Below are 23,044 nucleotides of genomic sequence, written 5' to 3'. Positions count from 1 at the left end.
GGGAAGGGCTCCTAGTCGATGACGGGCGGGACGATCCGGCGCTGTCCCGAGGTCCACGTCTCCTCGTCCTCGGACAAGTAGTCGGGACGGTTGCGCGCTTCGCGGCGCTCCTCCTCGCCCGGGTTGGTCGAGGCCGGGGGACGGACGAGTCCCGTACCGCCGGGGGTGAAGGCGCGCCCACCCGTGGTGGACGCGGCGGCGGACCCCACGGTTCCGCCCGGCTGGGTCGCCAGTCGGCGGCCCGCCGCGCCGGGCGTGCCGGCGGGGGCGCCGCCGAAGCCTCCGGCACCGGGGCCGTGCATGCCCGCGGCACCACGGCCGAGCTGGGAGCCTGCGCGCTCCTCGCCGATGACCGTGCCCATGGGCATCCGTCCCGCCTGCTGGCCGAGACCGGGGCGGCCCGGGACCTGTCGACCGCCGGTGATGCCCTCGGTCCGGGGGCCGGGGCCCAGCGGACCGGGGCCCGTGAGCCCGGGGACGCGGGCGACGGGGCCGGACGGGCCCGGGGTGGCCGGGCGCGGAAGCGGGTAGCCGCCCTGGGGACCGGTCTGCCGACCGAGGGGCGGAACGACGGGCGGAAGCACGGGACCCGGACCGCTCGTCGTCGGGGGCTGTACGACCGGGGGCTGCGTCGTGGGCCGGGTCGGCGCCTCCGGCGCGACGGTCACCGAGTCGAGGCTGGTGTCCACCGCCCTGTCCGGCGGCGCGACCGGCGGAGTGGGCAGGGTCGGCGTGGTCGGCGGCGTCGTCGGCGTCGGTGTCGTCGGCGGGGACAGCGGCGTGACCCGGTCAGTGCCACCGGTGCCCGGCTCGGCGGATCGCAGGGACGACGAGTGGCCGGCCGGGGCGGAGCCCGTACCCGCGCCCGTGCCCGAGGACGTACCGGAGCCGGCTCCGCCTCCGACCCCGTACTCGTGCTCTCCCTCGCCTCGTCCCACCGACGTGAGCGGCTTGAACTCCGGCTGCCGCTCCGCCCCGATCCGCTCCCGCGTCGCGTCGTAGTACGACGACAGGCGCTGGAGCTGCTGGATCGCCTCCTGGAGCTTCGGGCCCTTCTCGGACTCGATGCGGGCCTTCTCCTTCTCCGGGTCCGCGAAGCACATGCCCGCGGGCTTCGGCACGGCGGCCTTCGCCTCGGTGAGGGCCTGGCCGGCGCGCTTCATCTCCTCGGAGACGACCTTGGTGAAGTCGCCGAGGACCAGCGTCTCGGAGACCATGCCCGCGCCCCACTTGCGGAACGCGTCGCCGCCCTCGCCCTCCCACTCCACACGGCTGATGTAGTGCCGCAGGTCTGAGGCGATGGCGAGGATCTTGGGCACCGCCGCCGCGAGGGCGGTGCCGCTGCTCGACAGCTCCTCGGGCTTGGCCGCCGCGATCATCGCGTACAGGGCGTCCAGGGACTTCCCCTCGAACTCTCCCGACATCGTGTGTTCCTCCCCCGTCAGCTGAATCCGCCGGTGTCGGCGGTCCCCTGCGTCGGTGTGGCCGGCTGCTCGGACTTGGGCGCGCCCCGGCCCTCGGTGCCGTGGTACTTGTTCTGGTCCTTCTCCACGGACTTCTGGATCGCGGCGAAGCGACGCCGCTCCTCTTCGTCCACGCCCGCGTAGCCCTTGTCGGCGATCTGGGCACGGATGCCCATCGCCTCGATCGTCTCCCCGAAGATCTTCGTCAGCTCCTCGAGCCGCGTGCGCACCTTGTCGTACGCCCCGTGCAGCTCGGTCGCGGCGGCGAAGCCCGTGCCGTACGCGTCCGGAGTGATCTTCTGCTCGCCGATCTTCGTGTGCTCGGCGGGCGAGCCCTTCAGCTCGTCGAGCAGTTTCTGCATGCGCGTCTGGAATGTCCGGAGCGTTACCTCTCCGACTTCCAGGTCCTTCTTGCCGTTCCCGTCCGGCCCTGCCACGTCAACTCCCCCGTCCCGCAAGAACAACGGCCACTCTAGCTACTTGGTACGACAGTTCCAACTGCAAAGCCCTGTTCGGAGGACCGTTCATGGGCGTACCCCCTTTCGACGGCGGCTGTCACGGATCACGGTGGCCGTTCCGGCGACCACGGCCACCAGGACGCCTCCGATCCCCAACGCGTAGGTGGCGAGCCGTTCGGAGCGCTCCTGGGGCGTCTCCGACAGCGTCAGGCGGGCCGGCTCGGGGGCCGGCGGCTTGGGCGGGCCGGGGTCGGGCGTGGGCGAGGACGGCGGCGTGCCGGGGAGGTCGGCGAGGGCCCGTACGGGGTCCACCACGCCCCAACCGACGTGGTTGTCGTGCCCGTTGACGGAGCGGACGGCGGTCTGCTCGATGCGGGCGACGATCTGGGCCGGGGTCCACTTCGGGTACTTGGCGCGGAGCAGGGCGGCGACGCCGGCGACGTACGGGGCGGAGAAGCTGGTGCCGTTGTCGACGCACTGGCCGCCGCCGGGGACGGTGGAGACGATGTCGACGCCGGGGGCGGCGACGCCCACGAAGGTCCCGGACTGGGAGAAGGCGGCGCGCTCGTTGTTGCGGTCGGAGGAGGCGACGGCGAGGACGCCGGGGAAGGCGGCCGGGTAGGTGTCCTTGAGGGCGCCGTCCATGCCGTCGTTGCCCGCCGAGGCGACGACGACGACGCCCTTGGATATCGCGTTCGCCACGGACCTGGCCAGCGGCGAGTCCGGGCGGAGGGCCTGGGTGGTGTCCTGCGAGATGTTGATGACGTGGGCGTTCTTCGCGACGGCCCAGTCGACGGCCTGGGCCATCGTGTCGGTCTTGCCGCTGTTCTTCTCGTCGTTCTGCCGGATCGGGATGATCGTCGCCTCGGGGGCGAGCCCGACGAAGCCGGTGCCCTTGCGGGGGCGGGCGGCGATGATGCCGGCGACCTTGGTGCCGTGGCCGACCTCGTCGACGGTGCCGTCCGTCCTGCCGCGCTTCTCGTCGCCGGGGCTCGGGTTCTTCTTGTCGGGCTTGAGGTAGTCCTTGCCCGCCTCGGCGTCGACGGCGGTGCGCAGCTGCGGGTTGACGTCGTCGACCCCGGTGTCGATGACGGCGACCCGGACGCCCTTGCCCTTGGTGTCCTGCCACAGCTCGTCGAGGAGGACCCGCTGGAGCGGCCAGGGGGTGCCCTCGATCTGCTCCTTCATGGGGAAGGTGCACTCGCCGCTGCCGTCGAGGACCGGCGCGTCCCGGCGCGGCGCGGCGGCCGCCGCGGGGGCCGCGAGGAGGAGGACGAGGGTGCCGGCGGTGAGCAGGGCCGCCGTGCGGTGCGTGGTCGTCACCGGTGCCACCCCCTAGGAACCCTGCGGCTGACGCGCGCTGTTGGTGTCCAGGCGCGGGCCCTTCGAGAGGAACTCGGACCACTCCATCGGCACCAGGACCGGGGTGACCTTCTCGTAGCCGAGACGCTTCTGGGCGTCGCTGGGTTCCGGGCGTCCGTCGCTCTGCGGCTGCTCCCCGGCGCCGATCTCGGAGCGGTCGGAGTCGCTGTCGCCGTTGGCCTGGACGGCGTACCGCAGGCCGGTGTCGGTGACGAGGAAGAGGGAGCCGTCGGGCGTCTTCTGCCGGCCCTGGATCTGGGTGTAGAGGAGGCCGGTGCCGGGCGTGACGTACGTGCTGGTGCCCCCGGCGGTGATGTCGGCGGGGTAGGAGCGGCCGGCCCAGGTGGTGAGGGTGGTCCCGCCCTTCTCGTCGACGTGGGTGAGGACGCTGCAGACGGTGTCGCGGGCGCCGGAGCCGGTGGCGGCGTTGACCTGGGTGGACTTCAGCCGGGGCCAGCGCACGCCGTCGTGGAAGGGGGTGGGGTCCGGGTCGACGGAGGAGGCGTCGACGGTGGTCGCCCTGCCGTCCATGTCGAGGACGCCGGTCTCCGGGGAGTTGATGAGGAGCCAGGCGGTGAAGGGGGTGACGGGCTGGACCTTCCCGGCGAGCACGACGTAGTGCTGGGGGCCGGAGCCGGTCTGGGCGAGGAGGACCATGCCGATGCGGTTCTCGGTCCCGGTGAGGGTGTTGCCGGGTATGCCGGCGGAGTCCCCGACGCGTCCGTCGAGGTGCGGGAAGTCGATCTCGTCGCCGGTCTTCAGGGTGGCGAGCCAGTCGTCGGTGACGGGCTGCGGCTCCTTGCCGAGGCCGACGAGCGCGGTGAGCAGTCCGGTGGATTCGGCCCTCACCGGGTACTTGGTGCCGGTGTGGTCGACGAGGAACTGGGCGTTCCCCTTCTGGCCCTTGACGTACAGGACCTGTCCGTCCTTGAGCCGGCCGGCGCCCTCGGTCCGCGCGAGGTCGCGCTCGGCGAAGAGGAAGGTCGCCTTCTGGACCCCGGCGCCCTTGCCGCCGCCGGGCTGCTCGCAGACGGCCCAGCGCTTCGCCCGGCCCGCGTCGTCCGCCGGGGGCAGCCGGTCGGGGGCGTAGGGGATGCCGAGGATCGGGCCGCGCGGCGGCTTGCCCTCGTCGAGCTTCTTGTCCTCGACCTGGATGACCTGGAACTTGTCGGGGTCGAGCAGGAGCCGGGCGGAGGCGAGGTTGAGGACGGGGTGGAGCAGGGTCTTCCGGTCCTTGCCCCTGCCGGTCTCCAGGACGACGTACCGGGTCGTCGACTGCTTGCCGACGATCACGCGGGTGCCGGGGTCGTCCCAGCCCTTGGGGGCGGTGGGCTTGAACATGCCCCAGGCGCCGAATCCGGCGACGACCAACGCGGCGACGATCACCCCGGGGAGGACCGCGCGCAGCGGCTTCGGCGCCCCCTCCTCCGTACCGGAGGGAGAGGGTTGGAGGAATGCCGCCACCGTGCGCTTCTTCGCAAAGGTGTACGCGTTGAGCTCGTCCCGCCGCGATGCCATGAGTCCCCATTCTCGTCAGGCGCGATCTTCTCGCGGGGCGACCGGGGTGATGGCACCCGGGCCCCGGCCGTCGGACCGGCCCCCTACTATGCCTGCTGTCCCGTGGGGTTCGTGGGGCGGGTAGGGTGATCCGGCCGCCAAAGCCCTGGCGGGCCAGGGTCATCGGGACGAATTGAGGGGGATTCTCCATCATGGCTTCCGCGACGCGGAGGCGGCCCGCCGCGGCCTCCGCCTCCGCACCCCCGTCCGCGACCCCGTCCACGGGGTCCGGCTCCTCGGTCTCGCCGAGGCTCCAGGCCCGTCCCGGTCATTTCGGTTCGTTCCGATTGCAACAGCTCGTACTGGTCGAAGTGGCGGCGGCCCTGCTGCTCGTCGCCTGGGTCGTGGAGCCGATGCTGCTCGTCCCGGCGGGCGTGGTGGCCGTCGTGCTCGTCCTGCTGGCCGTGGTGCGCCGGCACCGGCGTTCCCTGCCCGAGTGGCTCGGCACCTTCCTCGCGCTGCGCGCCCGGACGCGCCGGGCCGCGTCGTTCACGGTGCCCGAGGACACCGAGCCGGGGTTCGCGCCGATCGTGGAGTGCGACCCGGCGCTGCGGACCCTCACGTACAGCGACCGCGACCGGCGTCCGGTCGGCATGGTCGGGGACGGCACCTTCCTGACCGCGGTCCTGCGGGTCGAGTCGGAGGGCACGGCGCTGCGGCCGGACCGGGCGGCGCGGCCGCTGCCGGTCGGGATCGTCCGGGACGTGCTGAGCGTGGACGGCATCCGGCTGGAGTCGGCGCAGGTCGTGCAGCACACGCAGCCGGCGCCCGCGCCGCACCTGCCGGCGCAGTCGATGGCGGCGCGCAACTACGGGCCGCTCCAGGCGCAGACGGGTTCGCCCGCGGTGCGGATCACCTGGATCGCGCTCAAGCTCGACCCCGAGCTGTGCCCGGAGGCGGTCGCCGCGCGCGGCGGCGGCATGACGGGCGCGCAGAAGTGCCTGGTGCGCGCGGCGGACCAGCTGGCGAGCCGGCTCGCGGGCGCCGGGTTCCGGGCGGGCGTGCTGACCGAGCAGGAGCTCACCTCGGCGCTCGCCACGTCCAGTTGCGCGAGCCCGATGGCGATCGCGCAGGCGGGCCGGGGCCGGGCGCAGGAGCGCCGGACCCAGGAGACCGCCCGGACCTGGCGGGTGGACGACCGCCGGCACACGACGTACTGGGTGGGGCGCTGGCCCCAGTTGGGCGGCCGGAACGGCGGCGCGGGCGCGTCGATGCCGCAGCTGGTGGCCCTGCTGACCTCGCTGCCCGCGCTCGCGACGACGTTCAGCCTGACGCTGAGCGGCGGGGACCGGCAGGAGGTGACGGTGACCGGGCACGTACGGATCACCGGGCGCAGCGACGAGGAACTGGTGGCCGCGCGGCACGAGCTGGAGCGTGCGGCGCGCGGGGTGAGGACGGGGCTCGTGCGACTGGACCGGGAACAGGTGCCCGGCATCCTGGCGACGCTTCCGCTGGGGGGTGCGCGCTGATGTCCACCGCGACCTCGCCCGGCGTCCCCGGCGCCCCCGGTACGCAGTCGGGTTCGGGCGTTCCCGGCGCGTCCGGTGCCTACGGTGCGCAGCCGGCCTCCGGTACATACGGCGGACGGGCGGCCGCCCCCGCCGCCGCACCCCCGCCCCGGCCCGCCGGACGGGGCGGGCGGCCCCGGTTCGGCTTCGGGCTCGTCGGACCGCGCCGCGACCGGCACTCCGTCTCCGTGGAGCAACTCGACGCGCTGGCCCTCCCGGTGGGTGACGACGGCATGGTGATAGGCGTCGACGCCGAGGGCCGCCCCGCCGTGCTCGGGATCAACCGGCCCGTCCCGTACGACGTCGCCCTCATCGGCGGCCTGTGGACCGCGCAGGTCCTGGCGCTGCGGGCCGCCGCGACGGGCGCCCGGGTGGCGGTCGAGACCGGCCGCGCGCAGGCGTGGACGGCGCTGGCGCAGGCCGCGGGCGGCGGGCAGCCGTGCATCACGCTGCACGACGTGGGCCGGGTGCCGCCGCAGGGCGCGTCGGCGGGCAGTCCGGTGGTCGTGGTGCGCGACTGCGGCATGCGGCCGCCGCGCGGCCGCGTCGTGTCGGCGCCCTGGCAGTCGGTGGTGACGCTGCTCCCCTATCTGAGCCCGGTCGCGCCCCGCCTCCTGGAGAAGTCCTCCCTGGTCGGGGTCCAGCGGGTGTCCCCGGACGAGGCGGTCCAGATCGGCCGCATCATGAACCTGCCGCGCCACGAGTACGAGGCGCTGTCCACGCTCGCGGACGGGGTGACCCTCTGGTGCACCCCGGACGACCGCCAGTTCGTGATGACGCAGGCGACGGACGCCGAGACCGGATTGTTGGGCGGCGCGCGCCGGATGGACTGAGCGGCACGAAGTCGCCCGCGTACGTCCCTTTTTGCAGCGTTTTGAACGGTGGGGGTTCTCACTCTGCGGCGCGGCCGGGTCACTTGGGGGCCGGACCGGGTGCCGGAGACGGGCGGGGAGGGTCCGCCGGGCCTGCCCGCGGGTCGCCCGCGCCGATTAGGCTGGAAGGGCCCCGCCCACGACGGCACAAGGGTGCTCGACCACACCAGGAGGCAAAGTGAACGGCGATCGCGACGAGATCCACGGGGGTTGGAATCCACCCGCCGACGATCAGTCCGACGCGGATCCCGCCGAGATGACGGGTGAGTTCACCATCGACTACACCCCGCCCGCCTGGTACACGCAGAACGCGCCGGGCGGTACGGGGGCGGGCGGCGCCACTCCCCCGCCGCCGAGCGGAGCGCCGCTCCCCGTGCCGGGCCTCCCGGCGGGCAGCGGTTTCGAGCCCCACTGGAGCCCCGCGCCGCCGGTGACGCCGACGCAGCCCGTCGCACCGGCCGCGCCCGTCGCACCGGAGCCCGCGCCGCCGGTCGCGCCCGCCACCCCTCCGAGTGCCCCCGTCACCGCGACCCCCGCCGCGGGAGTGCCGTCGGCGGCGGTGCCGCCGGTGGACGGCCCTGCGGCGGACGGTGCTCCCACCGCCGGGCCGACGGCCCCGCTGCCGGGCGACTCCACGCCGGAGGACCCCACCGCGCCGGGCGGTTCACTGCCCGACGGCTTCACGGCGGGTGCTCCGCTGCCCGACGGCTTCACCGCCGCCGACGCGTCGTCCGGCGCCCCCGTGCCCGGCGACCCCTCGGGTGACGGCTCGCTGCCCGCCGACTCCCCCTTCGACAACGGCGGTGGAGACGTGGAGAGCGGCGCCACCGTGCGCTTCTCTCCCGCCGCGCTCCGGCGCGAGATCGCGGAGCGGACCGCGGAGTCCCCGGCGGCGGGTGCTGCCGAGGGGGCGGACGCTCCCACGGGCCCGGACGCCGGTGCGGCCCCGGTCGAGGACGACCACGCCCCGGCGGGCTCCGACGAGACCTCCTCCGAAGATCCGGAAGAGGTCGAGGGCGCCGAGCCGTCCGTGACGCACTCCACGACGGGCGGCGACGCGCCGGCCAGGACCCCCGACGACACCGCGGCCCCGGAGGACCGGCCCACCGGGGCCGGGGCGCAGGCGACGGAGACGGAGGCCGGGGGCACGACGGCCGCGCCCTCGGACGCCCCCGCCGACGCGCCCCCGGCCGCCGCCGCGCCCCAGGGCTTCGGCCCCGGCGCCGCTCCCGGCCCGTACGACGCCCCCGGCGCCTTCCCCGCCCCCGAGGGCCCCGCCGCTCCCGGCCCCTTCCCGGCCGCCGGGCCGCAGCCCGGGGTCGCGCCCGGACTGCCCCCGCTGCCGCCGTCGTTCCAGCCCGCCGCGCCCGCGCCCGCGCAGCAGTGGCCCGCGCCGCCGGTCGCGGGCGCCCAGCCGGGAGCCCCGGCCGCGCCGCTGCCGCCCACCGCCGCCTGGCCGTCGCCCGAGTCCCCGCCGGCCGCGCCCGGTCCCGTGCCGCCGCAGGCACAGCAGCCGGGCGGGTACGGCTACCCCCAGGCCCCGCAGGTCTCCCAGGCCCCGCAGCCCCCGCATGTACAGCAGCCCCCGGCCCCGCAAGGCGGCGGTTACGGCTTCCCGCACCCCGGGACGCCCCCGCAGCAGGCCGGTTACGGCTACCCGCAGCAGCAGCCCGGCGGTGTGCCGCCGCAGGCACAGCAGCCGGGCGGGTACGGCTTCCCGCACCCCGGCGCCGTACCCCCGCAGGCTCCCCAGCCGCAGCTCCAGCCGCAGCCGCAGTCCCAGCCCCCGGCCCAGCCGCAGCCCCCGCACGACGCGCAGCCGCCCGTCGACCCCCGGACCGGTGCCGCCTGGCCCTCGCCCGTGACGCACGACCAGCGGGAGCGGTCCGTGCCGGGCGCCCCGCTCGGGTACAACGCGGCCGTCGAGCTCTCCTCCGACCGGCTGCTGCGGAACAACAAGCAGAAGCCCAAGTCCAGCCGCACCCCCGGCGCCGCCTCCCGCTTCAAGCTCGGCGGCAAGAAGGAGGAGGCGGAGCGGCAGCGGAAGCTGGACCTGATCCGGACGCCGGTCCTCTCCTGCTACCGGATCGCGGTCATCTCGCTCAAGGGCGGCGTCGGCAAGACCACGACGACCACCGCGCTCGGCGCGACCCTGGCGACCGAGCGGCAGGACAAGATCCTGGCGATCGACGCCAACCCGGACGCCGGCACGCTGGGCCGCCGGGTGCGGCGCGAGACCGGGGCGACCATCCGCGACCTGGTGCAGGCGATCCCGTACCTCAACTCGTACATGGACATCCGCCGGTTCACCTCGCAGGCGCCCTCGGGCCTGGAGATCCTCGCCAACGACGTGGACCCGGCCGTCTCGACGACCTTCAACGACGAGGACTACCGGCGGGCGATCGACGTCCTGGGCAAGCAGTACCCGATCATCCTCACCGACTCGGGCACGGGCCTGCTCTACAGCGCCATGCGCGGGGTGCTCGACCTCGCCGACCAGCTCATCATCATCTCGACGCCCTCCGTGGACGGCGCCTCCAGCGCGTCGACCACCCTGGACTGGCTCTCCGCGCACGGCTACGCGGACCTGGTGCAGCGCTCCCTCACCGTCATCTCCGGCGTCCGCGAGACCGGCAAGATGATCAAGGTCGAGGACATCGTGCAGCACTTCCGGACCCGTTGCCGCGGGGTCGTGGTCGTGCCCTTCGACGAGCACCTCGCGGCCGGTGCCGAGGTCGACCTCGACATGATGCGGCCGAAGACCCGCGAGGCGTACTTCCACCTGTCGGCGCTGGTGGCCGAGGACTTCGTACGGGCGCAGCAGGCGCAGGGCCTGTGGACCGGCGACGGCCAGGGCGCGGCGCCGCCGCACATGGCCCCGCCGATGCCGGGACACCCGTACCCCGGGCAGCAGCAGTACCCCGGACAGCAGCCGGTCCCCGGCCAGTTCGCCCCGCCCCAGCCGATGCCCGGCCGGCCGGGACAGCCGGGACAGCCCGCCCAGCCCGGTCAGCCCGCCCACCCCGGTCAGCCGCTGCCCGGCCAGTTCGCGCCCGGTCACCCCTCCCCCGGTCAGCCGTACGCCCCCCAGGCACCCCAGTCCGGTCAGCCCTACCCGCCGCAGGCGTACCCGGCCCCCGGACAGCAGGGTCAGCCGGGACAGGCCCCCGGCCCGGTGCCCGGCCGGTTCGCCCCGGGACAGCCGATGCCCGCCCAGCCGCTGCCCGGCCAGGCGGCGCCCGGCCACCCGGCGCCCGGTCAGCCGTACGCCCCCCAGGCGCCGCACCCCGGTCAGCCCTATCCGCCGCAGCCCGGTCAGCCGGGCGCTCCCGGCGCTCCCGGCGTGCCCCCGGCCTGGCAGCAGCAGCCGGCCCCGGCCCAGGTTCCGCCGCAGGAGCTTCCCGAGCAGCAGCACGGGCAGCCGCTGCCCCCGCAGGCCGGTCCGCCGGCCCCTCCGCAGGCGCCGCCAGCCCCTCAGCAGTAGGGCGTCACAGGAGTAGACCAATGAGGCCCCGTATCGGTCGTCCGATACGGGGCCTCATGGCGTTCCCGCAGCCCACAAGGGGTTTGAGTCATCGTTGACGACGGCAGACCACCGCTGATACACCTTCGCTTCACTCACCGTCAGCCCAAGATCCACGACAGAAACCCCACGCGAGGTCACGTCCCATGGTCATGGTCACGAAGGCTCCACCCCGCCCCGCCCCCGCCCGCAGACCCCTCCGGCTGCTGCTCGCCGCCGGTGTCGCCGCCACCTCGCTCGTCGTCGTCCCCGGCACCGCGCGGGCGGAGGACGAGAAGCCCGGCGGCACCACCCTCACGGTGGCGGTCTCGCAGAGCATCGACTCGCTGAGCCCGTTCCTCGCCCAGAAGCTCACCTCGACGAGCATCCACCGCCTGGCCTACGAGTACCTGACGAACTACGACCCGAAGGACGCGCGTACGGTCCCGGGCCTGGCGACCGAGTGGAAGCCCTCGCCCGACAAGCTGACGTGGACGTACACGATCCGCGGGGACTCGTTCTGGTCGGACGGGACGCAGGCGACCGCCGAGGACGCGGCCTGGACCTTCACCAAGATGATGACCGACCCGAACGCCGCCACCGCCAACGGCAGCTTCACGGCCAACTTCGAGAAGGTCACCGCCCCCGACCCGCGGACCCTCGTCATCAAGCTGAAGAAGCCCCAGGCGACGATGACCGCGCTCGACGTGCCGATCGTGCCCCAGCACGTCTGGGAGAAGGTCGGCGACTTCTCGAAGTTCAACAACGACCGGCAGTTCCCGATCGTGGGCAACGGGCCCTTCGTCATCACCGACTACAAGGTCGACCAGTACGTCAAGCTCAAGCCGAACAAGAAGTTCTGGCGGGGCGCGCCCAAGTTCGACGAGCTGGTCTTCAAGTACTACAAGGACGGGGACGCCGCCGTCGCCGCCCTCCAGAAGGGCGAGGTGTCCTTCGTGCCGAACCTGACGCCCGCCCAGGCCGACGCGCTGAAGACCCAGAAGAACATCAAGGTCAACGACGCCCCGGGCCGCCGCTTCTACGCCCTCGCCACCAACCCGGGCGCCCGGGCGCGGGACGGGAAGACGTTCGGCAACGGGCACAAGGCGCTGCTCGACCCGGCCGTGCGCAAGGCGCTCTTCCTCGCGGTCGACCGCGCCACCCTCGTCGACAAGGTCTTCCAGGGCCACGCCGTCGAGGGCGAGGGGTACGTCCCGCCCCGCTTCGGCTCGTACTTCTGGAAGCCCGACGGCGGCCAGGAGCGCACGTACGACCCGGAGGAGGCGGCGAAGGTCCTCGACGCCGCCGGGTACCGGAAGAACGGCGAGGGCAGGCGGGTCGGCAAGGACGGGAAGCCGCTGGACTTCCGGATCCTCTGTCACGCCACCGACCCGAACGACAAGGCGGTCGGCAAGTACCTCCAGGAGTGGTGGGGGAAGCTCGGCATCGGCCTGAAGGTCGAGTGTCTGGACAGCGTCTCGGACCCGTGGGTGAAGGGCGACTACGACCTCGCGTTCGACGGCTGGTCGGTCAACCCCGACCCGGACTACGTCCTCTCCATCCACACCTGCGGCGCCCTCCCGGCCACCCCGAAGGACAGCGGGGCCACCGACAACTTCATCTGCGACGAGGAGTTCGACGGGCTCTACGCGCGGCAGGCGGTGGAGTACGACACCGCCAAGCGGGCGGATCTGGTGAAGCGGATGCAGTCCCGCCTGTACGACACGGGGTACATGAACGTCATGGCCTATCCGAACGCCCTGGAGGCGTACCGCACGGATCAGATCGCGTCCATCACGACCATGCCCGAGGCCGCCGGGAACCTGTGGGGCCAGGACGGCTACTGGAGCTGGTGGTCGGCCGTGCCGGCGGCCTCCGCCTCCGGCGGGTCCGAGGGCGGCGGCTCCTCCACCGGGGTGATCGTCGGCATCGGCGCGGCCGTGGTGGTCGTGGTCGGCCTCGGCGTCGTCCTCGGCCTGCGCCGCCGGTCCACCGCCGACGACCGCGAGTAGTCCGTGACGACGACCAGCACCCCCGCCGACGCGGTGCGGGCCGACCAGGCCCGCGCCGCGGACGGCGCGCCCCGCACCGGCGCCTCCTCCGGCTACCTCCGCCACGCGGCGGGGAAGCTGGGCGGCGCGCTCGTCTCGCTCTTCGCCGTGCTCGTCACCAGCTTCTTCCTGTTCCGGATCATCCCCGGCGACCCGGTGAAGGCGATGACCCACGGCGTGCCCACCTCGGCCGAGCAACTGGCCACTTTGAGGCGGCAGTTCGGCCTCGACCTGCCGCTCTGGCAGCAGTTCACCGACTACTGCGCGAAGGCCCTGACGGGCGACCTCGGCACCTCGTTCCAGTTCCGCGCCCCCGTCGGGGAGCTCATCTGGGAGAAGCTGCCGGCGACCCTGCTGCTCACCGGGGTCGCCGTGGTGATCTACTCGGCGCTCGGGCTGTGGCTCGGCACCCGCTCGGCCTGGCGCCACGGCGGCCCCGGGGACCGGCTGAACACCGGGATCGCGCTGACCCTGTGGTCGGTGCCGTCCTTCTGGCTCGGCCTGCTCCTCATCATCGTGTTCTCCGTCGGCGCGGGCCCGGTCCCGGGGCTCTTCCCGACCGGCGGCATGGAGTCGGGCACGGGCGAGACCGGTCTCGCGTACGTCCTGGACGTCGCCCACCACCTGGTCCTGCCGGTGGTGACCCTGGTGGCGGTCGGCTACGCGCAGACGCTGCTCGTGATGCGCTCCTCGCTCCTGGACGAGATGGGCGGCGACTACCTGACGACGGCGCGGGCGAAGGGGCTGCGCGACGACGTCGTGCGCCGCAGGCACGCCGTGCCGAACGCGCTGCTCCCGACCGTGACCATGATCTTCATCAACCTGGGCCACGTGGCGGCGGGTTCGATCCTGGTGGAGACGGTGTTCTCCTGGCCGGGGCTCGGCGGGCTCTTCTACCAGGCGCTCAGCGTGCCCGACCTGCCCCTGGTGCAGGGCCTGTTCGTGGTCTTCGCCGGAGCGATGATCCTGATGAACCTGCTCGCCGACCTGCTCTATCCGCTGCTCGATCCCCGGGTGGGCCGATGACCTCCTCCACGACCTCCGCGACACCCGCGCCGGAACCCGCCCCGGAACCCTTGAAGGAGTCCGCCCCCGAGCCCGCGCGGAAGCCGCCCTCCGCGGCTTCCCTCGCCCGGCAGCGCCGCAAGGCCTCGGCGGTCCGCTTCTGGAGGGAGTACCGCACCCACCGCGCCGGGCTGTACGGCCTCGCCGGGCTCGCCCTGATCGCCCTGCTCGCGCTCGCCGCCCCGCTGCTCGTCGGCGCCGACGTGCAGTCGGTGACCGAGGCGCCGGGCACGGCCCTGGAGTCCCCGAGCGCCGAGTTCCCGCTCGGCACCGACCAGTTCGGGCGCTCGCTGCTCGGGCTGCTGGTCTGGGGGGCGCGGATCTCGCTCCTCGTCGGTCTGCTCGCGGCGGCCCTCTCGGTCGCCATCGGCACCCTGGTGGGGATCGTCGCCGGGCACTACGGCGGCTGGTTCTCGACCGTCGTCATGCGGATCACCGACTGGTTCCTGGTGATGCCGGCCCTCGTCCTGGCGATCGTGCTCGCCACCGTGATGTCCCGCTCGATGTGGACGGTGGTCCTGGCGATCGGGGTGACCTCGTGGCCGACCACCGCCCGCCTGGTGCGGGCGCAGACCATCGCGGTGGAGTCGCGTCCGTACATCGAGCGGGCGACCGCGCTCGGCGGCGGCCACCGGCACGTCATGACCCGGCACGTGCTGCCGAACGTGATGCCGCTGGTCCTCGCGCAGACCACGCTCGGCATCTCGACCGCCATCCTCACCGAGGCCACCCTCGCCTTCCTGGGCCTGGGCGACCCGACGGTGGTCTCCTGGGGCGGAATGCTCCAGGACGCCCGCGAGGCCGGGGCGGTCTCCTCCGGGCACTGGTGGTACCTGGCCCCGCCCGGGATCGCGATCGCGCTGGTCGCGCTCGCGTTCACGCTGTGCGGCCGGGCCGTCGAGTCCGTGCTCAACCCGAAGCTGGGGGTGGGGCGATGAGCCTCCTGGAAGTACGGGACCTCAGGGTGACGTACGGGTCGGGCGCGGCGGCCGTGCCCGCCGTGCGCGGGGTCGACCTGACCCTGGAGGCGGGCACCAAGCTGGGCGTGGCCGGCGAGTCCGGCTGCGGCAAGTCCACGCTCGCGCTCGCACTGCTCCGGCTGCTCCCGGCGTCGGCGCGCCTGGAGGGCGAGGTCCTGCTCGACGGCGAGGACGTCCTCGCGATGTCGTGGGGGCGGCTGCGGGCCGTGCGCTGGGCGGGCGCGTCGATCGTCTTCCAGGGCGCGATGCACTCGCTGAACGCCGTGCACCGGATCGGGGACCAGATCGCGGAGCCGCTGCTCGTGCACGGCCGGGCGACCTCGGCGGCGGCCCGGAAGCGGGTCGGCGAGCTGCTCGAACACGTCGGCCTGCCCGCCGCCCGCGCCGCCGCCTACCCGCACGAGCTGTCCGGCGGGCAGCGGCAGCGCGTGATGATCGCGATGGCGCTCGCCTGCGATCCCCGGCTGATCGTCGCGGACGAGCCGACGACCGCCCTGGACGTGATGATCCAGGCGCAGATCCTGCGCCTGATCGAGGGCCTGGTCGCCGAGCAGTCGATCAGCCTCCTGATGATCAGCCACGACCTGGCGGTCCTCGCCGACACCTGCGACCGGCTCGCCGTGATGTACGCGGGCCGGATCGTCGAGGAGGGACCGGCGCGGGAGGTGTACGAGGCGGCCGCGCACCCCTACGGGCGGGCGCTGTCCTCGGCGTTCCCGCGCATCGGCGACCCCGCGTCCCGGCGGGCGCCGCGCGGCCTGCCGGGCGATCCGCCGGACCCGGCCGCCCTGCCGGACGGCTGCGCCTTCCACCCGCGCTGCCCGGTGGCGCTCGACGTCTGCGGGGACCTGGACCAGGAACTGCGGGAGGCGGGCGCGGGGCGCCGGGCCGCCTGCGTGCACGTGGGGAGCACGTCATGAGCACGGACACCGCCATGCGTACGGGGACGGCGACCGGGTCGCTGCTCTCGGCGCGCGACCTGCGCGTCGTCTTCCCCGGGCGCCGCGGCGCGCCGCCCGCGCGGGCGGTGGACGGGGTGGACCTGGACGTCGGCGCGGGCGAGATCGTGGCCCTCGTCGGGGAGTCGGGCTGCGGCAAGACGACCCTGGCCCGCTCGCTGCTCGGCCTGGTCCGGCCCACGTCGGGCACGGTCTCCTTCGACGGGAAGCCGCTCGCGTACTCCTCCGGGGCCCTCAAGTCCTACCGGAAGCGGGCGCAGTTGGTCCTCCAGGACCCGAGCGGTTCGCTGAACCCCCGGCACACCGTGTACGACGCGGTGGCGGAGGGGCTGCGGATCCACGGGTACGCGGGGGACGAGCGGGCGGCCGTGGCCGAGGCGCTCGCGCGGGCCGGGCTGCGCCCGCCGGAGCGCTTCTTCCTGCGCTATCCGCACGAGCTGTCCGGCGGGCAGCGGCAGCGGGTGGTCATCGCGGGCGCGCTCGTCCTGGAGCCCGAACTGATCGTCGCGGACGAGCCGGTGGCCTCCCTGGACGCGTCCGTACGGGGCGAGATCCTGGCGCTGCTGCTGCGGCTGCGCGACGAACTGGGCCTGTCGGCCCTGGTGGTGACGCACGACCTGGGCCTCGCGTGGAACATCGCGGACCGGGTGGCGGTGATGTACCTGGGCCGGGTCGTGGAGACGGGTCCGGTGGAGTCCGTCCTGACGAACCCCCGGCACCCGTACACGCGGGCGCTGCTCTCGGTCCTCCCGGAGTCCGAGGGGGCGCCGGTGGTGCTGACCGGGGAGCCCCCGGACCCGTCCCGGATCCCCTCCGGCTGCCGCTTCCACGCCCGCTGCCAGGTCCTGGCGTCGGGCGCGGCGGTGGCGGTCGCGGACCGCTGCCGGGGCGAGGACCCGCCGGTCCTGCCCGGCGGCGGGGCGGGCGCGGTGGCCTGCCACTGGGTGGAGCGGGAGGAGCGGAAGGGGGCGGTCTGACCGGACCCGAAGGGTCAGACCTGCTCCGGGTGCTCCCGGTCGTACTCCCCGGTCAGCTCGCGGCAGCGCTTCACGTCGTCCGCCATGGCCCGGAGCAGGTCGTCCAGGGTGTCGAACCGCAGCATCCCGCGCACGTACGCCAGGAAGTCGACGGCCACGTGCAGCCCGTACAGGTCGAGCCCCTCGCGGTCGATCGCGTACGCCTCGACGGTCCGTTCGGTGCCGTCGAACTGGGGGTTCGTGCCGACCGAGATGGCCGCCGGCATCCGCTCGCCGGCGGCCGTCAGCCAGCCCGCGTAGACGCCGTCGGCCGGGATCGCGGTGTGCGGCAGGGTCTCGACGTTGGCGGTCGGGAAGCCGAGTTCGCGACCGCGCTGGGCGCCGCGGACCACGACGCCCTCGACGCGGTGCGGGCGGCCGAGGATCTCGGCGGCCCCGGCCATGTCGCCCTCGGCGACCAGGCGCCGGGTGAGGGTGGAGGAGAAGGGCTCGCCGCCGCCCGCGCTGCCGCTGACGTACAGGTCGACGACCTCGACCTCGTAGTCGTAGGTGGCGCCGAGCTCGGCGAGGAAGGCGACGTTCCCGGCGGCCCGGTGGCCGAAGCGGAAGTTGGGGCCCTCGATGACGGCCCTGGCGTGCAGCTTGTCGACGAGGACCTTGACGATGAAGTCGGCCGGGGAGAGCTGGGAGAACTCGGCGGTGAACGGCAGGACGAGCACCGCGTCCACGCCGAGGCCCGCCATCAGATCGGCGCGCCGGTGGTGCGGGGCGAGCAGCGGCGGGTGGCTGCCGGGCCGCACGACCTCGGAGGGGTGCGGGTCGAAGGTGACCACGACGGAGGGGACGCCGAGCTCGCGGGCGCGCTCGACGGCCCGCCCGACGATGAGCTGGTGCCCGCGGTGCACCCCGTCGTAGGAGCCGATGGTGACGACGCTGCGCCCCCAGTCCTGGGGGATGTCCTCCAAGCCACGCCAGCGCTGCACTGTGACCGCTCCTCGTCCGCCTGTTCGCCGATTACGCAGGTCTAAGACTGCCATGCCCACGCCCGTCGGCACGCATCGGCATGGAAGTGCCGGGGCGGCGCAGCGCGTCGAGGGCCTCGATGCCGAGCAGCGGGGCCCAGTCGCCGGGGGCGGCGACGATCCAGCCGCCGAGGAGGTCGGTGAAGACGGGCCGCTCGTGGACGAGGGCGGCGAGGAGCCGGTCGAGCCGCGCGGCGCCCTCGGGGGTGCGGACGCACAGCAGTCCGGCCCGGTGGGTGAGCTGCCGGGTGCGGGGCTCGCTGCGCCGCTCCGCGTCCTCGGCGGCGGCGGTCACGAGGGCCTCCGGGACGGAGAGCTCCCCGGGGTCGGCCCGGTGCCGCTCGTGTTCCAGGAGTACGTCGAGCAGTTCGGCCCGCAGGTGGCGGGAGGCGCCGGTGCCGGGGGCGGCGAGCACGGGGGCGAGGGCGCGGCGGAGTGCCACGGGCCCGCTCCGGATCAGGCCGGTGACCAGGGGGAACAGTACGGCCCTCGCCTCGGGTCCGGCTTCGAGGCGCCGGTCCGTGAAGGCGGCCACGTGCGGGGCGCTGCCGGGGTGGAGGAGGGCCTGGTCGCGGACGAGGACGGCGGCGCGGCGGGCGAGGGCGGGCGTGTCGATCCCGGCGAGGGCCCCCAGGACGGCGGCCGGGTCCTCGCCGGTGGCGTCGAGCCGGAACCGGAGGGCGTCGAGGACCTCCCCGGGGTGGGTGGCGAGGGCGTCGACGAGGGCGTCGAGGGGGACGCCGGGCTCGGTGGCGGCGCGGGGCAGGTGGCGGGCGCGGGTCTCGGGGTCGCGGATCAGGAGGCCGAGGGCGGCGCCGTGCAGGTCCCGGTCGGCGGGGCGGGCGAGGAGGGCGAGGGCGGCGTAGCGCAGGAGTTCGCGGTCGGCGGGGAGGGTGGCGCGGTCGGCGGCCGGGCGTCCGTACGCGGCGGCCGCGGCGCGCCGCTCCGGGCGCCCGTCGTCGTGGGCCCAGCGGTCGACGGCCCGGCAGAGGGCGGAGGTCTCGTCCCGGGCGAGGGTGGCGAGGAGGTCTTCGGCGAGGGGGTGGGCGGTGGCGACGAGCGCCTCGCACAGGTCGTCGACGGCGAGGTGCCGGTGGGCGTGCAGGAGGGCCCGGGCGGCGGTGGCGACGGTGGCGTGCGGGGCGGCGGGCAGGGGCCGCGCGTCGCCGAACCAGCGGCACAGGAGCGGCTGGACGCCCCGGGGGTCGGCGGCGAGCAGCTCCGCGACCGTACGGGACCAGCGGTCCTCGCCCGGCGGGTCGGCGGTGACGAGCCGCCGCAGCAGGTCCATGCGCTCGTCCTCGCCGACCGCGAGGCCCCGCCAGAACTCCGGCCCGAAGGCGGCGAAGGCGGGGGGCCGCCCCGGGCGGGCGCCGATCCGGTCGGCGAGCAGCCGCAGGACGGGCAGGTGGGCGCGGGGGTCCGGCGCCCGCCGCAGGCCCTCTCCGAGCAGCCGCGCGGCCCACCAGGCCCCGTCCCCGTCGTCCTCCCCGGCGTCCGCGAACCGCCCGAGCGCCTCCACGAGCCCGCCGAGCCGCTGCCCGAGCCCGCCCGCCCCGCGCTCCCGGCCCGCGAGCAGCAGGGCCTGGAGCACGGGCCCGATCCGGTGCCGGGGCACGGGCGGCGGCCCGTCGGGCGCCTGCGGGCCACCGGCGGCCCGGGGCCGGGGCACGGCGGACCCGGGGCGGGCCGCTCGGGCGGGGGACGGGGCGTTCGGGCCCGTACGGCCGGGGGCGTCCGGCCCCGCCGAAGGCCCCGGGGCGTCCGGTCCCCCGGGGCGCGGGACACCCGCGCCCTCGCGGCCGGGGGCGGCCGGGCCGGTCCCTCGGCCGGAGGTCTCCGGAGTCTTCGGCGCCGGGTCCCCGTCGGAGGCGTGGTGGGCGAGATGGGCGTGGACCAGGGCGTGCAGGGCCGTGTCCAGGTCGAGGTGGGCGGCCTGGAGCCAGTCGGCGAACTCCTCGTGGGCGAAGCGGTAGCCGGAGCCCGCCGGGACGAGGAGGCCCTCGGTGAGGACGGCCGGGGCCCAGCCCTCCCGCCAGGGGAACAGCTCCTCGAAGGAGGCCCGGTCGAGGACGCCGTGGCCGGGGCCGAGGCACCGGCGGGCCGCCTCGTGGACCCGGCCGGTCACGCGCGCGGCGAGCCGGCGGACGGCGGTCCCCCGGACCGGGGGGAGGGTCCCGGCGGCGATCCGGACGGCGGTCCGCAGGCACACCAGGTCGAGGTGGGCGGTGAAGACCTCCTCGCGGCAGGGCCGCCCCGGCACTTCTCCGGGCAGCGCGGCCCGGACCTCGGCGAGCAGCCGCAGGGCGAGCGGGTGCCGGGCGTCCGCCTCGGCGAGGTCCGTCTCGCGGAGCCCGTACCCCTCGCGCACGGCCCGGGCCTCCGCCTCGGTGTACGGGCCGAGGGCGACGGCCGGGGGGAGCCCGGCCCCGCCGTCCCCGGCCCCACCGCCCCCGCTTCCGTCGTCCCCGCTTCCGTCGCCCCCGCTTCCGTCGTCCCCGGTCGCGGGGCGGTGCAGGGCGTCCGGGCCGTAGAGGGCGCCCGCCCGCTCCCAGTGCTCGGGGCGGCAGGCGGTGGCGAGCCGGACCCCGTGGGCGCGGAGCCACCGTTCGGTGGCCGCGGTCCAGGCGGGGAGCCGGTGGGCGAGGAGCGGAGGCATCTCCTCGGGGCCGTCGAGGACGACGAGGAGCGGCCGGCCGGCCTCGCGGGCGAGGGCGGCGGCCCGCTCGGGGGTGGCGGTGCTGGTGTCGCCGAGGGCGCCGGAGGCGGCGACGATGCGGCCGGCCCGGTCCAGGGCGCGGCCGACGGCGTCGGCGAGGGAGCGGTCCTCGGCGTGCAGGTCGGCGCCGCGCAGCCGGACGGTGGGGGCCGGGGCCTCGCCCCGGGCGCGGCGGGCGCAGAGCGCGGCGAGGGCGGTGGTGCGGCCGGTGCCGGGGGCGCCGACCAGGGCGAGGACGGGGGCGTCCCCGGCGGTGAAGCGGTCGAGTTCGCGGGCGCGGTCGGCGCGCTCGACGGGCTCGGGCCAGGGCCCGGGGTCCCGTGCGGGGCCGGTGGAGGTGGCGGTGAGTTCGAGGATCCCGGCGAGGTTGAGGTCGGGGCCGTAGGCGGGGACGGTGGCGGCGTTGCGCCGCAGCAGGGCGGTGAGCGGGCCGTCGGGCCGGAGCGGGACGGCGTATCCGGCGGCCCGGCGGCCGCCGTGGAGGGCGGTGCCGAGGACGGCGAGGACGGCGCCGGTGGCGGTGTCGAGGACGGGGCTCCCCGCGGCCCGGCCGTCGCGGCGGAGCGCCTCGGCGCCCTCGGTGCCGATGGCGAGTGCGAGGGCCTCGTCGAGGTCGTGGAAGCGGTCGGCGGCGGTGTACGTGACGGCGGCGGGGCCGAGGACGCGCGCCTCGCGCCAGCCGTGGGCCTCGATCCGGACGTAGGTGCCGGGCTCGATCTCGGGGCGGGTGGCGAGCGGCAGGGGGCGGACGCCGAGCCCTTCGCTGCGGACGAGGGCGAGCCCGCTCTCGGGCAGGGGGGTGACGGCCCCGGCCTCGGCGAGCCAGCTCCGGTCGCCGGGGGCGCGCAGCAGGACGCGGCTGAGCCCGTCGACGGCCTCGTGGCTGGTGACGACCGTCCCGTGGTGGTCGGCGAGGAAGCCGGTGCCGCGCGTCCGGCCCGCCGGATCGCAGATCCGCACCAGCGTCGCCAGGTCCCCGCGTCCCATGGTGACGACGGTAGGCGGCCCGTGATCACACGACGGCGCGCGCGGGGGAACGCGCCCCCTCTCACTCCCCCGTTCACTCCGAGCGCCTCCCCGGTGGAGTGAATTTCCGTGACTTCCGCGGACAAGGGTCCCGTGGGGGAACGAGAGTGGGGCGGGTACGCGCGCGCGTACCCGCCCCACTCATGAGCCCGAGGTCCGTCAGCTCATCAGCTCATCGGCTCGTCAGCCGAAGACGGCGAGGCTCTTCGCCTTGCCCCGCTGGTCCTCGACCAGGGCGAGCAGCTTCCCCTCCGGTCCGAAGACCGCGACGGGGCCCTTCGGGTAATCCGGCATCTCCAGGCGGACGCCGTTGAGCAGCAGCCGGGCCCGCTTCTCGTCGACGTCCCAGCGCGGGAACGCCGCCGCGGCCGCGTCCGCGACCGGCATGACCGTCAGCTCCTCCTGGAGCTGCTCCAGGGTCCTGGCCGAGTCCAGCTTGTACGGGCCGACGCGGGTGCGGCGCAGCGCGGTCAGATGGCCGCCCACGCCGAGCCCGGCGCCGAGGTCCCGGGCGAGCGCCCGGATGTACGTGCCGGAGGAGCAGACCACCGAGACGACCAGGTCGACCACGGGGGTGCCGTCCTCGGCGACGGCCTCGCGGACGTCGTACACCCGGAAGGAGGAGACGGTGACCGGGCGGGCCGGGATCTCGAACTCCTCGCCGCCGCGCACGCGCGCGTACGACCGCTTGCCGTCGATCTTGATCGCGGAGACCTTCGACGGCACCTGCATGATGGCGCCGGTCAGCTCCGCCACACCGGCGTCGATCTGCTCGCGGGTGACCTCCGACGTGTCGACCGACGCCGTGATCTCGCCCTCGGCGTCGTCCGTGACCGTGCTCTGGCCCAGGCGGATGGTGCCCAGGTACTCCTTCTCGGTCAGCGCGAGGTGACCGAGGAGCTTGGTCGCCCGCTCCACGCCGAGGACGAGGACGCCCGTGGCCATGGGGTCGAGCGTTCCGGCGTGGCCGACGCGGCGGGTCTTCGCGATCCCGCGCATCTTGGCCACGACGTCGTGCGAAGTGAAGCCCGACGGCTTGTCGACGATGACGAGGCCGTCGGGCGTGGGGGTCGTGTCGCTCATTCGGCGGTGTCGTCCTCGCCCGGCTTCTTGTAGGGATCGGCGTCGCCCGCGAAGCCGGCGCCCGAGGACGCCTCCCGCACCTGGGCGTCGGAGGCCCGCGCCTTGTCGAGGAGGTCCTCGATGGTGCGGGCGTTCTCCGGGAGGGCGTCGGCCACGAAGGCCAGCGTCGGGGTGAACTTGGTCCCCGCCGCCCGGCCCACGGCCGAACGGAGGACGCCCTTGGCGCTCTCCAGACCGGCCGCGGCGCTCGCGCGCTCCTCGTCGTCGCCGTAGACCGTGTAGAAGACCGTGGCCTCCCGCAGGTCACCGGTGACGCGGGTGTCCGTGATGGTCACGTGCGTACCCAGGCGGGGGTCCTTGATGCCGCGCTGCAGCTTCTCGGCGACCACCTCCCGGATGAGGTCCGCCAGCTTCTTCGCCCGCGCGTTGTCGGCCACTGG

At 75.1% G+C, this 23,044-nt stretch carries 16 protein-coding genes; 8 read left to right on the top strand and 8 right to left on the bottom strand.

The genetic code is table 11. The annotated features are described in order from the left end of the window. Positions 1–11 precede the first annotated feature (11 nt). From ACIP5O_RS08540 to eccB, 4 genes are all read right to left on the bottom strand, one after another. Positions 12–1,424: a hypothetical protein gene (locus tag ACIP5O_RS08540; protein WP_401290118.1), complete on the bottom strand. Its 1,413-nt coding sequence runs from the start codon at positions 1,422–1,424 to the stop codon at positions 12–14. Between the two features lie 17 nt (positions 1,425–1,441). Beyond that, complete coding sequence (locus tag ACIP5O_RS08535; RefSeq protein WP_401290115.1) at positions 1,442–1,825, bottom strand: hypothetical protein; 384 nt, start codon at positions 1,823–1,825, stop codon at positions 1,442–1,444. A 162-nt stretch (positions 1,826–1,987) separates the two neighbouring features. Continuing rightward, on the bottom strand, positions 1,988–3,244 hold the full coding sequence (gene mycP, locus ACIP5O_RS08530) for a type VII secretion-associated serine protease mycosin (protein ID WP_401290112.1): 1,257 nt from the start codon (positions 3,242–3,244) through the stop codon (positions 1,988–1,990). A gap of 12 nt (positions 3,245–3,256) precedes the next feature. After that, positions 3,257–4,801 carry a type VII secretion protein EccB gene (gene eccB, locus ACIP5O_RS08525; RefSeq protein ID WP_401290109.1) on the bottom strand — a complete coding sequence of 515 codons (1,545 nt, stop codon included), beginning with the start codon at positions 4,799–4,801 and terminating at the stop codon, positions 3,257–3,259. Between the two features lie 191 nt (positions 4,802–4,992). On the opposite strand from eccB, the gene eccE reads away from it, so the two are divergent. The 8 genes from eccE to ACIP5O_RS08485 all read left to right on the top strand — a co-directional run bounded on the left by eccE (position 4,993) and on the right by ACIP5O_RS08485 (position 16,754). Continuing rightward, entirely contained in the window at positions 4,993–6,309 is a 1,317-nt protein-coding gene (gene eccE / locus ACIP5O_RS08520; protein WP_401290106.1) for a type VII secretion protein EccE, read from the top strand. After that, entirely contained in the window at positions 6,309–7,181 is an 873-nt protein-coding gene (locus tag ACIP5O_RS08515) for a hypothetical protein (RefSeq protein WP_401290103.1), read from the top strand. The genes eccE and ACIP5O_RS08515 overlap by 1 nt, the downstream gene beginning before the upstream one ends. Before the next feature lie 217 nt (positions 7,182–7,398). Further along, entirely contained in the window at positions 7,399–10,704 is a 3,306-nt protein-coding gene (locus tag ACIP5O_RS08510) for an SCO5717 family growth-regulating ATPase (RefSeq protein WP_401290100.1), read from the top strand. A gap of 191 nt (positions 10,705–10,895) precedes the next feature. Next, a complete protein-coding gene (locus ACIP5O_RS08505) occupies positions 10,896–12,734 on the top strand; it encodes an ABC transporter substrate-binding protein (protein ID WP_401290201.1) in 1,839 nt (612 codons plus the stop codon). Positions 12,735–12,737: 3 nt separating this feature from the next. Further along, positions 12,738–13,799: an ABC transporter permease gene (locus ACIP5O_RS08500; RefSeq protein WP_401290097.1), complete on the top strand. Its 1,062-nt coding sequence runs from the start codon at positions 12,738–12,740 to the stop codon at positions 13,797–13,799. After that, positions 13,796–14,776, top strand: coding sequence for an ABC transporter permease (locus tag ACIP5O_RS08495; RefSeq protein WP_401290094.1), 981 nt, complete (start codon positions 13,796–13,798; stop codon positions 14,774–14,776). Before ACIP5O_RS08500 ends, ACIP5O_RS08495 begins: the two co-directional genes overlap by 4 nt. Then, positions 14,773–15,738 carry an ABC transporter ATP-binding protein gene (locus tag ACIP5O_RS08490; protein ID WP_401290091.1) on the top strand — a complete coding sequence of 322 codons (966 nt, stop codon included), beginning with the start codon at positions 14,773–14,775 and terminating at the stop codon, positions 15,736–15,738. Before ACIP5O_RS08495 ends, ACIP5O_RS08490 begins: the two co-directional genes overlap by 4 nt. Further along, the gene (locus ACIP5O_RS08485; RefSeq protein ID WP_401290088.1) at positions 15,735–16,754 is read left to right on the top strand and encodes an ABC transporter ATP-binding protein; all 1,020 of its coding nucleotides are present in this window, start codon (positions 15,735–15,737) and stop codon (positions 16,752–16,754) included. Before ACIP5O_RS08490 ends, ACIP5O_RS08485 begins: the two co-directional genes overlap by 4 nt. 14 nt (positions 16,755–16,768) lie before the next feature. Here ACIP5O_RS08485 and ACIP5O_RS08480 read toward each other — a convergent pair whose 3' ends face one another. The 4 genes from ACIP5O_RS08480 to rbfA all read right to left on the bottom strand — a co-directional run bounded on the left by ACIP5O_RS08480 (position 16,769) and on the right by rbfA (position 23,041). Beyond that, positions 16,769–17,737, bottom strand: a complete 969-nt coding sequence (locus tag ACIP5O_RS08480; protein ID WP_401290087.1) for a bifunctional riboflavin kinase/FAD synthetase — start codon at positions 17,735–17,737, stop codon at positions 16,769–16,771. Between the two features lie 31 nt (positions 17,738–17,768). Continuing rightward, entirely contained in the window at positions 17,769–21,482 is a 3,714-nt protein-coding gene (locus tag ACIP5O_RS08475) for a trypsin-like peptidase domain-containing protein (RefSeq protein WP_401290084.1), read from the bottom strand. Between the two features lie 222 nt (positions 21,483–21,704). After that, positions 21,705–22,604 carry a tRNA pseudouridine(55) synthase TruB gene (truB, locus tag ACIP5O_RS08470; RefSeq protein ID WP_401290082.1) on the bottom strand — a complete coding sequence of 300 codons (900 nt, stop codon included), beginning with the start codon at positions 22,602–22,604 and terminating at the stop codon, positions 21,705–21,707. After that, entirely contained in the window at positions 22,601–23,041 is a 441-nt protein-coding gene (rbfA, locus tag ACIP5O_RS08465; protein ID WP_401290079.1) for a 30S ribosome-binding factor RbfA, read from the bottom strand. The genes truB and rbfA overlap by 4 nt, the downstream gene beginning before the upstream one ends. Between the last annotated feature and the right edge of the window lie 3 nt (positions 23,042–23,044).

Source organism: Streptomyces sp. NPDC088915 (assembly GCF_044749825.1).
Classification (GTDB): Bacteria; Actinomycetota; Actinomycetes; order Streptomycetales; family Streptomycetaceae; genus Streptomyces.
Note: the sequence above shows the minus strand (reverse complement) of the source record. Positions and strands in the feature narration are given on the sequence as shown.